The sequence below is a fragment of the Nonomuraea candida genome, assembly GCF_000725485.1.
GTDB classification, from domain to species: Bacteria; Actinomycetota; Actinomycetes; order Streptosporangiales; family Streptosporangiaceae; genus Nonomuraea; species Nonomuraea candida.
On record NZ_JOAG01000012.1, the window covers coordinates 217,863 to 231,285 of the forward strand.

The window sequence follows — 13,423 nt, forward strand, 5'->3', positions numbered from 1 at the left end:
GCATGATCGAACGACATTCAATCAGATCTGTCACACAAACATCAGGCGTTTCACCGCTTACCCGACAATTCACGCGGCCTTTTCCTTGCAGATCCAGTGAAGTCGATCAATCGGCCCGCCCCGGCCGCCATCCCCGGCGCCGGCCCATCGGGATCATCGCGCGCGCCACGGCCACCAGCAGCGCGACCCCCAGCGCGCACCCGGCGACGAGCAGGGCCAGGTTGACCGCGTCCCGGTCCACGGGCGCGGGCCTGGCCACGGTGCCGGGCGGCAGCGCGGCGGGCGGCGGGGGCGCGACCACGGGCGCGTCGGCCGGCTCGAAGGGCAGCACCGCGCTGAGGGCCAGCATGGGGTTGATCATCCCGGCGCCCTTGCCGTCGCCGCTGGCGCCGTCGGCCGTGGCGATGATGCGCCGGCGCACCTGGGCCTGGTCGAGGTGCGGGAAGCGGGCCCTGATCAGCGCCGCCAGCCCGGACACGTACGGGGTGCCGTAGCTCGTGCCGTCGAGGTCCCTGTTGTAGGAGCGGCCCGGCCACGTGGAGGTGACGTCCTGGCCGGGGGCCAGCACCGAGACGGGTGTCTTGAGGTTGGAGAAGTCCGACAGCGACCCGTTCGGCCCCACCGAGCCGACCGCCAGCACGCCCTCGTAGCTGCCCGGGTAGGCGGGCACGGAGGTGCCGTCCTCCTTGTCGATGTTGCCGGCCGCGGCCACCACCACGGCGTCCTTGGCCAGGGCGTAGTCCACGGCCGCCTTGAGCGCGGGCTGGTCGGTGGTCGAGATCGACACGTTGATGACCGAGGCCCCGTGGTCGGCGGCGGCCTTGATGGCGGCGATCAGCAGCTTGGGGTCGCCGTCCCGCTCCGACTTCGTCTGCTTGTACGACAGCAGCCGCGCCGCCGGCGCCATCCCGTAGAACAGCACGCCCTCGGTGTACTGGGCGCCGATGATGCCCGCGACGGCGGTGCCGTGGCCCACGCAGTCGCGGTAGCCGGTGCCGGTGAGGTCGGCCTTGCCCGCCAGGCGGATCTGCGGATGGTCCAGCTCGACGCCGCTGTCGATGATCGCCACCTTGACGCCCGCGCCGGTGGACAACGACCACAGGCGGCGGGGGTCGATCCGCTTCTGCGCCCACGACTCGCCCACCTGCATGGTGCCGCGCTCGGGCGAGCAGTCGGCATCGGAAGAGGAGGTCCCGGCGCTCGCGGAGGCTCCAATGACGGAGATGGAGCTGCCGGAGGTGGAGGCGGGGACGACGGCGGGCGCCAGGGGGATCTGCAGGGCGAGCACGCTCGCCACGAGGGCGCGACCAATCATGGCGGAAAAGCGTAGCCTGCCCGATCAACCGGCTTACCGGTTACCGGTTACCGGTTACCGGCGCCGGCGCCGGCGCCGGCGCCGGACGAATGCCGGACGCAGCCGAACGAAAGAAGCCCCGGCGCCTCGGCCAGGGCCTCTCCCGTTGCTCATTTCGTGGCGGACTCGATGTTCTGCCGGTACTGGCCGATGACCCGCGAAGCCTCCTGCAGCTCCTCGGTCATCCGCTGGAACGCCGTCCGGTAGTTCTGCCACGCCTGCTGGAAACGCTGCGCGCCGGGGCCCGTCCACGCGGTGCCGACCTTGGAGGCCTCGCGGTCGAGCGCGGTCATCGTGGTGCGGACCGCCTCCGACTGCTGCGTGAACTGGGTGGACATCTGCTGCATTTCCTGCGGGTCTCCGCCGAGCATGCTCTGACCCATGCCTACCTCCTGGGAACCTGTGAAAGCGCCCTCACCCTAAGGAAGGGGCACCGGCCGTCGCCGCCGTTATGCCGAGCGGCTATGGTCTACCCGAGGAATGTTCGGATCGCGTGGGGGCGTCATGCGCGAGGTCGTGGTGACCGGCGGCGGGACCGGGATCGGCTACGCGATCGCCGGCGCCTTCGCCGCGCTCGGCGACCGCGTCACGATCACCGGCCGCCGCGAGCCCGTGCTGCGCGAGGCCGCCGCGAAGCTGAACGCCGCGGCCGCGGGCCCCGAGGTGTCCTGCGCGGCGTTCAACGCCGCCAGCCCCGTGGCGGTGCGCGAGGCGCTCGGCAGCCTGCCCGAGCGGGTGGACGTGCTGGTCAACAACGCCGGCGGCAACACCAACATCGACCGCAGGCAGTCCGGCGAGCTGATGGACGTGGCCGAGGCGTGGTGGGCCAACCTCAACGCCAACCTCATGTCGGCCGTGCTCGTCACGACCGCGCTCGCGCCGCGCCTGGCCGAGGGCGGCCGGGTCGTCTCGATCGGCTCGATCGCCGCCAGGGGCACCGGCTCCGGCTCGTACGGCGCCGCCAAGGCCGCCCTGGAGTCGTGGACCGCCGACCTGGCCGCCGAGCTGGGCCCCCGCGGCATCACCGCGAACGTCGTCTCCCCCGGCCTCGTCCTCGACACCGAGTTCTTCAGGGGCCGCCTCACCGAGGAGGGCATCAGGGCCCGGGTGGAGAACACACGCAACGGCCGCCCCGGCAGCCCCGCGGACGTGGCGGAGACCGTTGTCTTTCTGGCCTCCCCCGGTGCGGGTCACCTCACGGGGCAGGTGCTCCATGTGAACGGCGGCGCGTACCTGGGCCGCTGAACCCCTAGCAGGAAGGACTGAGGTCGGTGCGGAAGGTTCTGATCGCCAACCGCGGCGAGATCGCCGTAAGGGTGGTCCGCGCGTGCCAGGACGCGGGTATCGGCAGTGTGGCGGTCTACGCCGACCAGGACCTCGACGCCCCGCATGCCAGGCTCGCCGACGAGGCGTACGCGCTGGGTGGGCAGTCGCCCGCCGAGACCTATCTCGACATCGGCAAGCTCATCGACGTCGCGCGCCGCTCGGGCGCCGACGCCGTGCACCCCGGCTACGGCTTCCTGTCCGAGAACGCCGACTTCGCCCAGGCCGTCATCGACGCGGGCCTGATCTGGATCGGCCCGCCGCCGGCCGCGATCGCCGCGCTCGGCGACAAGGTGCGGGCCAGGCACATCGCGCAGAAGGTCGGCGCGCCGCTGGTCGCGGGCACCAAGGACCCGGTGGCGGACGTGGCCGAGGTGGTGGCGTTCGCGGAGGAGCACGGGCTGCCGATCGCGATCAAGGCCGCGTACGGCGGCGGCGGGCGCGGCATCAAGGTGGCGCGCCGCCTGGAGGAGGTCGCCGAGCTGTACGAGTCGGCCGTGCGCGAGGCGGTGGCCGCGTTCGGGCGCGGCGAGTGCTTCGTCGAGCGCTACCTCGACCGGCCCCGCCACGTCGAGACGCAGTGCCTGGCCGACCGCGAGGGCAACGTGGTCGTGGTCAGCACCCGTGACTGCTCGTTGCAGCGCCGCCACCAGAAGCTGGTGGAGGAGGCGCCGGCGCCGTTCCTGTCGGAGGAGCAGCTGGCCACCCTCTACTCCAGCTCCAAGGCCATCCTCAAGGAGGCCGGCTACGTCGGGGCCGGCACCTGCGAGTTCCTCGTCGGCCAGGACGGCACGATCTCCTTCCTGGAGGTCAACACCCGGCTCCAGGTCGAGCACCCGGTCACCGAGGAGGTCTCGGGGATCGACCTCGTACGCGAGATGTTCCGGATCGCCGACGGCGAGACCCTCGGCTACGGCGACCCGGTGCTGCGCGGCCACTCGATCGAGTTCCGGATCAACGCCGAGGACGCCGGGCGCAACTTCCTGCCCGCCCCCGGCACGCTGACCACCATGCGCCCGCCCTCGGGGCCGGGCGTGCGGCTCGACGCCGGGTACGAAGCGGGCATGACGGTCCCGGGGACGTTCGACTCGCTGGTGGCCAAGCTGGTCGTGACCGGCCGGACGCGGCAGGAGGCGCTGGAGCGCTCGCGGCGGGCGCTGGCGGAGTTCGAGATCACCGGGATGCCGACGGTGCTGCCGTTCCACCGGGCCGTGGTGGCCGATCCGGCGTTCACGTCGGCGCCGTTCTCGGTGCACACGCGGTGGATCGAGACGGAGTGGGACAACCCGGTGCCGCCGTACGACGGGGACGTCGCGGCGGACGAGGGCGCCGGCCGGGAGACGGTGACGGTGGAGGTCGGCGGCAAGCGGCTGGAGGTGGTCCTGCCGGCGGGGCTGGGCACGTCCGGCGCCGCGCCCGCGGCGGGCAAGGCGCCCAGGCGGGCCGGCGGCAAGGCCAAGAAGTCCGCCTCCGGCGGCGACGCGCTGGTCAGCCCGATGCAGGGCACGATCGTCAAGGTCGTGGCCTCCGACGGCGACGTGGTCAGCGAGGGCGACACGGTGGTCGTCCTGGAGGCCATGAAGATGGAGCAGCCGCTCGCGGCCCACAAGTCGGGCACGGTCACGGGGCTGACGGCGGCGATCGGCCAGACCGTCACCTCCGGCGCCACCATTTGCGAGATCAAGGACACCTGATCAGGGCCCATCCTTGGGGCGGTTCGCCCGCCCTTGGGATGGATTCGCCCACTGTGTGGTCAAGGACGCGCACGTTGGGGGCGTGCAGGGGGGACGTGACGGCTCCTTGACCGGTGATCGACCCGGTCGTCGCACAAACGGGGCCGACCTTTCGGCTCCGATGTGCTCTTGCACGTCCCCGGACGGGTAGCGTGCGATTGAGGAACTTTGCCGACCGCCCATTCGTCCTCAAGGGCGAAGGAGGCTTGCTGCCAATGACCCATTCGCTGCGCCGAGCAGGGGCCGCGTTCGCGGCTCTGATCGCCGGTCTCATCGTCGTTCTTGCGCTGTCCCCTGCCGCCAACGCGGCGGCTCCCCCGGATGCCAACTCGGTCGTTTCGTCATGGAAGAGGGACCCGCTCTACGTTCAGCCGGGCTCGCCACTGACGACCGTCCAGCAGAGTGAGATCCGTGACGCGCTGGAGGGGGCGAGCAGCAAGATCTACGCTGTCGCGCTGCCTGACGGCACGATCAACGACTCCAACGTGGCGTCCTTCATGTCCAGCCTCAACTCCGCGATGAAGGCCCAGAGCGGCCCTTCGTCCACCTATGCCGTGCTCGACGGCACGACGCTCTACGCCGCCTCCGACTCCATCCGTCGGCCCGGCCTGGCGGGCCAGCTGGCCAAGCTGTCCACCACCGCCAACAGCGGTGACGTCGTCGCCGGCATGAAAGACTTCACCAACCGCGTCGACATGGCCGTCAAGGGCGACCGTTCCGCCCTCGACTCCGGCAGCCAGGCCAACCCCGGCGCCGGCGGCACCGCCGCCCTGATCACCCTCGGCGCGCTGGTCCTCGTCGGCGGTGGCGGCTACTTCCTCTACTCCAGCAACAAGAAGAAGAAGCGCGCCATCCAGGAGGCCAAGGACCTCGCCGCGGTCAAGCAGACCGTCGAGGAAGACGTCACCAAGCTCGGCGAGGAGATCACCGCCCTCGACACCGACGTGACGCTGGCCGGCCAGGGCGGCTCCCACATCGACGAGTGGCAGACGGCTCTCGACTCCTACGAGAAGGCCAAGACGCAGCTCGACAACGTCCAGCGCGCCGACCAGGTGCGCGAGGTCACCCAGACGCTCGAAGACGGCCGCTACGCGCTGGCCGTGGTGAAGGCCAAGGTCAACAACGAGCCCGTGCCCGAGCGGCGCGCGCCCTGCTTCTTCAACCCGCAGCACGGCCCGTCCGTGCGTGACGTCCGCTGGGCCCCGCCCGGTGGCGCGGTGCGCGACGTGCCGGCCTGCAAGATGGACGCCGAGGCGGTCGAGCGCGGCTTCGACCCGCAGATGCGCGAGGTCATGATCGACGGCCAGCGCCGGCCCTACTACGACGCGGGCCCGGCCTACCAGCCCTACGCCTACGGTTACTACGGCGGCTTCGGCGACGTCATGACCGGCATGTTCATCGGCACCATGATGGGCAGCATGCTCAGCGGCGGCTTCGGCTACGGCGGCTACGGCGCCGGTTACGCCGAGGGCTACGCCGACGGCGGCGGCGACTTCGGCGGCGGCGGCGACGCCGGTGGCTGGGGCGACTTCGGCGGCGGCGGCGGCGACTTCGGCGGTGGCGACTTCGGCGGCGGCGACTGGTAGTCCCCGCTGCTGGCTGACGCCGGTCTGAACTGACGACCAGAGCCTCAGATCATGACGAAAGTCGTGATCTGGGGCTTTTGTCATGTCGGCACCGGCCTCCGGCTTTCTATCAAGTGATAGAACACGGCGGCGAGGGCATATGACGGTCAAGCGGGCCAAGCCCGGCCCCAGGGCCGAGGAGCGGCGGGACCGGCTGATCGCGGCGGGCTATCGCGCCATGGTGCGCTCCGGTCTCGAAGGGGCGCGCACGCGCGACGTCGCCGCCGAGGCCGGCATCACCGTCGCCACCCTGCACTACGCGGCGAAAACGGCCGGCCCGCGCGCCGGCGCCGTCCTGAACGACGCCCTCCACCGGCTGTTCGCCCTCACCTGAACCCCGCACCCGGCGTGGCGGGGACGGCCGCGGGGAGCCTAGCTTCCCCACACCCCCTGGTTGGGGACCTCCCGGCCCCCGGGCCCCCAACGTTGACCGGCTTCGGGCAAGCAACGTGAATGCCCCAGATTGCGGCCAGTCCGCTCGCGATCTGGGGCGTTCATGTTGTGAGAATTCTGCCACCGGATGAGACTGTGCGCGGCGGACGGCTTGGGCCACATTCGACGGACCGAGCGGACGGCCAAGGGCTGCTGAAGCGAGTTCTCGGCATTGCCACTTTCCTCCCCTCTCCGCCATCAGCAAGAGCGCCGCGCTGATCGTCGACCAGACGCAACAACGGCCGTCCCTCAAGCCTCCTGGATTCATGGACGCCCTTGGTGGTGCATTTACGGAGAAATCGAATAACTATTCTCCGAGGGACGGCCCGGGACACAGCTTTGTCACCGACTGCAACGGTAGACAAACGGGCTCTGTTTACGTACGGTCCAACCGCCGGTCGGATACTGAGCCGTCCACCGAGATCGGAAGGACCGGCCTTCAGAGCGTAAGGCTTCCCGAAGGAAAGCAAGCCAATGATGATCAAGGTAGCCGAACTCGAACTGACCGGCCGCTGCTCTCTCCAGTGCTGACATTGCTATGCCAGCTCAGGACCTCTGGGAACGCACGGAAGCATGACACCGGCTGACTGGTCGGACGTCATCACCCAGGCGGCGGACCTCGGAATCACACAGGTCCAATTCATCGGAGGAGAGGCAACCATTCACCCTGCTTTCCCCTCGCTTCTGCGGCACGCGGTGGACGTGGGCTCGTCCGTGGAGGTCTTCTCCAATCTGCTCAATATCCGTAACTCGTGGTGGGAGGAACTGTTCGCCCTGCCCGGTGTCTCCCTCGCGACCAGTTACTACAGCGATGATCCGGAAATGCATGACCGGATAACGACGCGTCCAGGCAGCCATGCCCGTACGCGAGCCAACATCGTGGAGGCAGTGCGCCGCAACATCCCGATTCGAGCGGCAATTGTCGAGATGTTCCCCGACCAACGAGTGGAAGGAGCCATCGCCGATCTGAAGAATCTGGGCATCACCAGGATCGGCACGGATCGCGTCAGGAGCATAGGTCGCGGGACGACGACGTCGCCCGATGTGGGGCAGCTCTGCGGCAAGTGCGGACGAACCAAGGTCGCGGTCAGCCCGGACGGTGAGGTGTGGCCGTGTGTCATGGCGCGGTGGATGTCAGCGGGCAACGTGAAGGCGGCTCCGCTGGGCGACCTCCTCGCGGGGATCTGTGGCGGCGGCTCGTCGCCGCTGTTCCACCGTCGCCTCACACGATGGCGTGCAACCCTGAGTGCAAGCCCAGCACAGGGGACGGCTCGGACTGCGCGCCCGCGGAGACCGAGGCGTGCGATCCGTCCTACTGCGATCCTGATCTGTAGGGAGACATATGACGTGGCAGGTGTACGCCGAACAGCTCGCGGCCGGGGTGACACCGGCGGGATCGCGCTGGCGCGGGCCGGTCGCGTCCACACCCCGTCATCTGTTCGTGCCCCGCTGGTGGGACACGCCTCCAGGGGCCGAGTTCGGACAGTGGGAGGTGCACGACGGCACCGGCGACGAGGAGAGCTGGTTCGCGGCGGCGTACAGCGACCAGACGCTGATCACGGAAGTCGCGGGCCGGCACGCCGATCACGCACAGCCCGGCGACATCGTGTCCGGGCGTCCGACGTCATCGGCCACCTTGCCGAGCCTGGTGGTCCGGATGCTGCGGCACAGTGAGGTCTATGACGGGGCGCGGGTGCTCGACGTCGCGACGGGATCGGGTTATAGCGCGGCGTTGTTGTCGCGGCTGCTCGGTGACAACCGTGTGGTCAGCATCGACGTGGAGCCGTACCTGGTGGAGGCAGCCTCGGCACGTCTGAGTTCCATCGGCCTGCATCCCCAGGTCGTCGCCTGCGACGCGACCGGCCCATTGCCGGGGGAGTTCGAGCGCATCGTTTCGATGGTGTCGGTACGTCCGATCCCGCCGAGCTGGTTGACGGCGCTGAAGCCAGGTGGACGGCTCGTCACCGTGATCGCGAACACCTCGTTGATCGTGACGGCCACGAAGACAGCGGATGGCAGGGCCGTGGGGCACATCGCGCGGGATTGGGCGATGTTCATGCCCACGCGCTCCGGTGGTGATTATCCGCCCCGGCAGGATGAGCTGTTCGGCCTCGCGCAAGGGGCATCGGGCGAGCAGGTGAGCCGGGGCCGCTACCCGGTCGTGGACGCCGGCAGCGCGTGGGAGCTGAGATCCATGCTGGAGGTCATGACCTCCGGCGGAATCCAGCATGCCTATGAGGAGGACGACGACGGGCGGCGGACGGCTTTGCTGGTGCATCCGGGTGGTTCCTGGGCGCGGGCCTGCGCACGTGGCGCCGAGTTGCCAGAGGTCCATCAATCAGGTCCGCTCCGGCTCTGGGACATCCTCGACGACATCCGTGAATATTGGCTGCTCAACGGAGCGCTGCCGTTGTACGGAGCACGGGTGTTCATTCAACCGGACGGTGCGATCCGCGTCGCCAGAGCCGGTTGGCGCAAAGTCATTCGATGACGCACCCGCTGTCCGGCGCGGGTGATTCGAGGCCCGTGACCGTGAAAGTTTCTGGTGATATGAATCTTGCCGAAGGGTCGCGTGTGGCCATCCGCTACCTCAGCCTGGGGGACTTCGACGAGCTGGCGGCGCTGCACGAGGAGAGCGCCGAGTTGTTCGCCCGCTGGTTGCCCGGCCCCCCGGTCACCAGGACGTACGAGGACTTCGAGCGCTATCTGACCAGGTTCGACGGCCCCGCGAACGAGGGCTTCCTGATCTGCCTGCGCGACAGCGGGGCGATCGTCGGCCGCATCAACGTGAACAACATCCTGCGCGGCACCCACCAGAGCGCCATCGTCGGTTACTCGGCCTACGCCTCCACCGCCGGCCGCGGCTACATGACCGAGGGGTTGCGGCTGCTGGTCGGGTACGCGTTCGGCGAGATGGAGCTGCACCGCCTGGAGGCCAACATCCAGCCCGCCAACACCGCCTCGCTCAACCTGGTCAAGCGGGTCGGCTTCCGGCGCGAGGGCTTCTCGCCCAGGTTCCAGTTCATCGACGGCGCCTGGCGCGATCACGAGCGCTGGGCCATCATCGCGGAGGCGACGGCGTGAGCGGGTCTGGGTTCCGGCACCACGGGTACGACGGCGTGAGCGGGGCTGGGTTCCGGCACCACGGAGGCGACGGCGTGAGCGGGGTGGAGTTGCGGGCGTCGGCCCGGGTGCTGCTGATCGATCCCGCCGGCCGCGTCCTGCTCTACCGGGGGCTGCTGCTGCAGGTGGAGAACCCGCCGTACGCGTGGTTCACGCCGGGCGGCGGCGTCGACCCGGGTGAGAGCGCCCGGCAGGCCGCGGCCAGGGAGCTGCGGGAGGAGCTGGGCCACGCGGTGACCCCCGAGGCGCTGGGCCCCGTGGTGGCGACCAGCGAGGGCGGCTGGTCCCTCGGCGGGCGGCGGTTCCGCTCCCACGACTCCTACTTCATGCTGCGCGTGTCCGGGCTGGTGGTGGACACCTCGGGGATGGACGAGGAGGAGCGGGCGGCGACCGACCGGTTCCGCTGGTGGACGGCGGACGAGCTGGCCGGGCCGCTCGACGAGCCCGTGGTGCCGGCAGACCTCGGCGCGCTGGTGGCGCGGCTGGTCGCCGGCGACGTTCCGGTCACCCCGGTCGTCCTGCCCTGGCACCTGCTGCACGACCGGGACGCCTGAGCCCGGACGCGGCAGGGGGCCCGGACGCGGCAGGGGCCCGGACGTCTGCGCCAGGACGCGGCAGGGTCGGGACATCCGGACCCGGACGTGACAGTGCGTGGCGCGGGTCAGTCGGCGGTGGGCAGCAGGGTGCCCAGGGGGCCGAGGTCGAGGTTGAGGTCGGCCGGGGTGAGGCCGAAGCGCTCGCACAGGTCGCCCATGGCCTCCTCCAGGCGCATCAGGGTGACGCCCAGGGTCTCGATCTGGTCGTCCGTCAGGTCGCCCTGCTCCATGCGGCGGACGCACTGGCGTTCCACGAGCTGGCGTACCAGCTCGACGATCGTGAGGACGAGCCGGGTCAGGTCGCGCTCGACCGTGTCGGAGTCGGCGGCGATGCGCCAGCGCGGCGTGTCCATCTACGGGGCTCCCTGGAGCTCGTCCACCGACGCGATCAGGGTGCGCAGCGAGATGTGCACGAGGTCGACGTCGGCGATGGACAGCACCAGCTCGCCGGTCAGCACGACGCCGCCGGCCAGCAGGCGGTCCAGCAGGTCCACGAGGGCCACCCGCTCGGGCGGCAGCAGCTCGTAGGCCAGGACGTCGCGGCTCACACCTGCTCCATGACCGTGAACGAGTAGGGCGCCCACGGCCCGGTCAGCCTGATCTCGACGCCGTCGCCGCCGAAGGTGGCCGCCAGCGCGGTGAACTCGTCGGCCCTGGCGTCGTCCACCAGGTACGCGCCGTTCAGCAGCATCCAGTCGTCGCGCCCCGACAGGCGCGGGTCCTGGGGGCGGTGGCGGTGCCCGGCCACGGCGAGGGCGGACAGCGCGCGGTGGATGTGGTCGGCGCGCTGGAGCGCCTGCCTGCGGACCTGCTCCCGGCCGCGCAGGCTGGCGCGACGGCGCTGCAGGTACGCCGTCCCGCTCCCGGACCGGGGCTGTGCGGCATGCCGCTCGGCTGCCGCCTTGACCGGGTCGCCGGCGGCGGGTGATGAGAAGGCGGGTGATGAGGAGGCGGGCGGGGAGGAGTAGGCCTTGACGCCCCACTCCTTGCGGCCCGTGACGCGGTCGAGCAGCTCCCCGAAGGCGTCCGCGCGCCGTTCCAGCAGCTCGGCCACCTGCGCGTCGTCCTCGTACACGGTCACGAGCCTGATCGGCGCGGTCGTGGTGAGGGCGGCCACGGCGTCCACCACGCGATGGTGGGCGCGGGCCGTCTCCGCCAGCCAGTCCAGGTCCTCCAGGGAGCGCCGCAGCGGCTCCTCGCCGAACCGCTCCGGCGGCACGGTGCTCACGTAGGCCACCAGCCCGGCGCGGGCGACGGTGCGCACCTCCGAGCCCGCCACTCCGGCGGGGCAGGACGGCAGCGGCTCGCGGGCCACGGCGTACAGGTAGGTGAGGGCGTCCGCCCGGGCGGGCTCAGGCATCGACGCCCTCCCGCCCCTCGGCGATGGCCAGGCGGCGGCGCAGGCGGCGGTTCTCCTCCATCAGCTCCCGGTCCTTGCCCGACAGGTACGGGTCGTGCTCCCACCAGTCGATGCCCAGTTCCCTGGCGGTGTCCACGGAGGCGATCAGCAACCGCAGCTTGATCGTCAGCAGCTCGATGTCCAGCAGGTTGACCCGGATGTCCCCGGCGATCACGACTCCCCTGTCGAGCACGCGCTCCAGGATGTCACCGAGGTTGGCGGGCTCCCGGTTGCCGGAGGCCGCTCCGTAGGCGGGCCGGGCGACAGGGCCGGACGACGACGCGATCCTGTCCATGTCACAGCACCTCGCCGTACTCGGCGTTCGACCGCTTGTATCTCCGGATCCTCCGATAGGACTGCAAGCCACCCTCCTTGTCGAGCTGTACCTGGTAGAGGGCGAGAATGTCGCCCGACGAGGGGATCCGGCGGTCCTCCAGCACCTCGACGTTCACCGTCCAGCCGTTCTCCTCCGGCTGGACCGAGGTGATGCCCTCGATCGGTTTCGTGGTCAGGTCGGCGATGTGGCGCTGCCCTGCCCCGCCCGCCGTCGCCGCGTTCAGCTCCCGCCCCGCCGCCGGCCGCTCCGGCGGCCGATCCGCCGACCGATCCGGCGACCGCTCGGCCGCCGGCGGCTGGTCCGCCGCCGGCCGCTCCGCCGTTTGCGTCGGGCTCGCCGGGGAGCCCTCCGTGGAGGACGGCCGGCCGTCCTCCTCCCGCGCAGGGTGCTCTCCGGTGCGGAACTTGCGGCGCACGCGCGGCACCTCGGTGCCCGACCCTCTGACGCTCATCGCTTCACCTCCGGGTCGCCATCCGCAGCACCTGTTCCACGGCCACGCGCTCCTCCTCTTCGGAGATTTCGCCCGCCTGTCTCATCGCCTCGATCTCCTCCAGCTTCCTGCGCACTGTCGCGGGATTGTGCGTCTCGCGATCCACCTGGTCCTGAATCAGCTCGCCGAGCCGGATCAGCGTCTTGATCGGCACCGACACCGGCCACGTGAAGAGGGTGCCCAGCAGCCCCATGGCTCAGCACCTCTCACGCCTGCGAGACGACGAAGTCGTAGGGAGCCATCGGGCCCAGCAGCCGCAGCTCCACGCGGCCCTCCCAGCGCTCGCCGAAGTCCTTCAACGCCTGTTCGAGCCGCCCCTGGTCGCTGGTCTTGGCCAGCAGCGCCAGGTGCACGGCGTCCTGCTCGTGCGTGGGCTCCCTGACGACCCCCTGGGTGAACAGCCCGGACAGGGCGTCGGCGAGCAGGTTGGTGTCCAGCTCACGCTTGGCCGCGATCGAGGCGTTGATGATCTCGCCCAGCCTGATCCGCTCGTTCCTGGTGGCGTCCTCGGACTTGCCCCGCAGGGCGTCGCGCAGGGCCCGCGCCTCGGGGCTCTCCGCGAGGATCTCCGCCAGCACGGTCTGCTCGACGTAGCGGCCCTTGACGACGTACTCGGCCTGTCCCTTGACCTCCTGCAGCGCGGCGGCGAAGTCGTCGTGGTGCGGCGTGAGCAGCTCTTCCACGACGGCGTCGGCGTTGGTCAGCACCCCGCCGAACCGGAACGGCAGCACGGGACCGGCGGCGGCCATGGCGTCGAGCAGCCCTTCGTGCGCGTAGAAGTCCTCGGGCCGGCCGAGGGGCTGGTCCACGTCGATGTCGCTGACGAGGGCCGCGATGTCACCCTGTTCGATGAGCTTGACCTTGCCCGCCGGATCCCCCAGGCCCTGCTGCCCGGACGGCACTTCGGCGCCCGAGGGCACGATGCCGTAGACGTACAACGCCAGATTCTGGTTCTTGCGGGTGGGCTGCTGGGGCACGGAGGCGCCGGAGACGTTCGTGGAGCGTCCCATC

Annotated in this window: 16 protein-coding genes and 1 pseudogene; 8 read left to right on the plus strand and 9 right to left on the minus strand. The window is 70.5% G+C overall.

Going from position 1 to position 13,423, the window contains the following annotated elements:
- Positions 1-106 precede the first annotated feature (106 nt).
- Together IO39_RS12930 and IO39_RS12935 are read right to left on the minus strand one after the other, a co-directional pair.
- Positions 107-1,315, minus strand: a complete 1,209-nt coding sequence (locus tag IO39_RS12930) for a S8 family serine peptidase (protein WP_084772757.1) — start codon at positions 1,313-1,315, stop codon at positions 107-109.
- A 149-nt stretch (positions 1,316-1,464) separates the two neighbouring features.
- The gene (locus tag IO39_RS12935; protein ID WP_043620972.1) at positions 1,465-1,737 is read right to left on the minus strand and encodes a WXG100 family type VII secretion target; all 273 of its coding nucleotides are present in this window, start codon (positions 1,735-1,737) and stop codon (positions 1,465-1,467) included.
- Between the two features lie 121 nt (positions 1,738-1,858).
- On the opposite strand from IO39_RS12935, the gene IO39_RS12940 reads away from it, so the two are divergent.
- The 8 genes and pseudogenes from IO39_RS12940 (at position 1,859) to IO39_RS12970 (ending at position 10,144) form a co-directional block, all read left to right on the plus strand.
- Entirely contained in the window at positions 1,859-2,599 is a 741-nt protein-coding gene (locus IO39_RS12940) for an SDR family NAD(P)-dependent oxidoreductase (RefSeq protein WP_043620976.1), read from the plus strand.
- Positions 2,600-2,625: 26 nt separating this feature from the next.
- The gene (locus IO39_RS12945; protein ID WP_043620979.1) at positions 2,626-4,371 is read left to right on the plus strand and encodes an acetyl/propionyl/methylcrotonyl-CoA carboxylase subunit alpha; all 1,746 of its coding nucleotides are present in this window, start codon (positions 2,626-2,628) and stop codon (positions 4,369-4,371) included.
- 254 nt (positions 4,372-4,625) lie between these two features.
- Entirely contained in the window at positions 4,626-5,996 is a 1,371-nt protein-coding gene (locus IO39_RS12950; protein WP_052422819.1) for a hypothetical protein, read from the plus strand.
- Positions 5,997-6,135: 139 nt separating this feature from the next.
- The gene (locus tag IO39_RS12955) at positions 6,136-6,369 is read left to right on the plus strand and encodes a TetR/AcrR family transcriptional regulator (protein WP_043620981.1); all 234 of its coding nucleotides are present in this window, start codon (positions 6,136-6,138) and stop codon (positions 6,367-6,369) included.
- Positions 6,370-7,040: 671 nt separating this feature from the next.
- Positions 7,041-7,589, plus strand: a pseudogene (locus IO39_RS59635) (radical SAM protein); the annotation flags it as partial.
- Positions 7,590-7,809: 220 nt separating this feature from the next.
- On the plus strand, positions 7,810-8,958 hold the full coding sequence (locus IO39_RS12960) for a methyltransferase domain-containing protein (protein WP_043620985.1): 1,149 nt from the start codon (positions 7,810-7,812) through the stop codon (positions 8,956-8,958).
- A gap of 83 nt (positions 8,959-9,041) precedes the next feature.
- The gene (locus tag IO39_RS12965) at positions 9,042-9,551 is read left to right on the plus strand and encodes a GNAT family N-acetyltransferase (RefSeq protein ID WP_245641941.1); all 510 of its coding nucleotides are present in this window, start codon (positions 9,042-9,044) and stop codon (positions 9,549-9,551) included.
- A gap of 74 nt (positions 9,552-9,625) precedes the next feature.
- Complete coding sequence (locus tag IO39_RS12970) at positions 9,626-10,144, plus strand: NUDIX hydrolase (protein ID WP_043620991.1); 519 nt, start codon at positions 9,626-9,628, stop codon at positions 10,142-10,144.
- 107 nt (positions 10,145-10,251) lie between these two features.
- Here IO39_RS12970 and IO39_RS12975 read toward each other — a convergent pair whose 3' ends face one another.
- The 7 genes from IO39_RS12975 to IO39_RS13005 are packed head-to-tail and all read right to left on the minus strand — an operon-like array spanning position 10,252 to position 13,422.
- Entirely contained in the window at positions 10,252-10,539 is a 288-nt protein-coding gene (locus IO39_RS12975) for a gas vesicle protein K (protein ID WP_043620994.1), read from the minus strand.
- A complete protein-coding gene (locus tag IO39_RS12980) occupies positions 10,540-10,734 on the minus strand; it encodes a gas vesicle protein (RefSeq protein ID WP_063765261.1) in 195 nt (64 codons plus the stop codon).
- On the minus strand, positions 10,731-11,546 hold the full coding sequence (locus tag IO39_RS12985) for a GvpL/GvpF family gas vesicle protein (RefSeq protein ID WP_043620995.1): 816 nt from the start codon (positions 11,544-11,546) through the stop codon (positions 10,731-10,733). Before IO39_RS12985 ends, IO39_RS12980 begins: the two co-directional genes overlap by 4 nt.
- On the minus strand, positions 11,539-11,880 hold the full coding sequence (locus tag IO39_RS12990; protein ID WP_043620998.1) for a gas vesicle protein: 342 nt from the start codon (positions 11,878-11,880) through the stop codon (positions 11,539-11,541). The genes IO39_RS12985 and IO39_RS12990 overlap by 8 nt, the downstream gene beginning before the upstream one ends.
- A gap of 1 nt (position 11,881) precedes the next feature.
- Positions 11,882-12,373, minus strand: a complete 492-nt coding sequence (locus IO39_RS52540; RefSeq protein ID WP_084772761.1) for a gas vesicle protein GvpO — start codon at positions 12,371-12,373, stop codon at positions 11,882-11,884.
- Positions 12,374-12,377: 4 nt separating this feature from the next.
- Entirely contained in the window at positions 12,378-12,605 is a 228-nt protein-coding gene (locus IO39_RS13000; RefSeq protein ID WP_043621001.1) for a gas vesicle protein GvpG, read from the minus strand.
- 13 nt (positions 12,606-12,618) lie between these two features.
- The gene (locus IO39_RS13005; RefSeq protein WP_043621003.1) at positions 12,619-13,422 is read right to left on the minus strand and encodes a GvpL/GvpF family gas vesicle protein; all 804 of its coding nucleotides are present in this window, start codon (positions 13,420-13,422) and stop codon (positions 12,619-12,621) included.
- Position 13,423 lies beyond the last annotated feature (1 nt).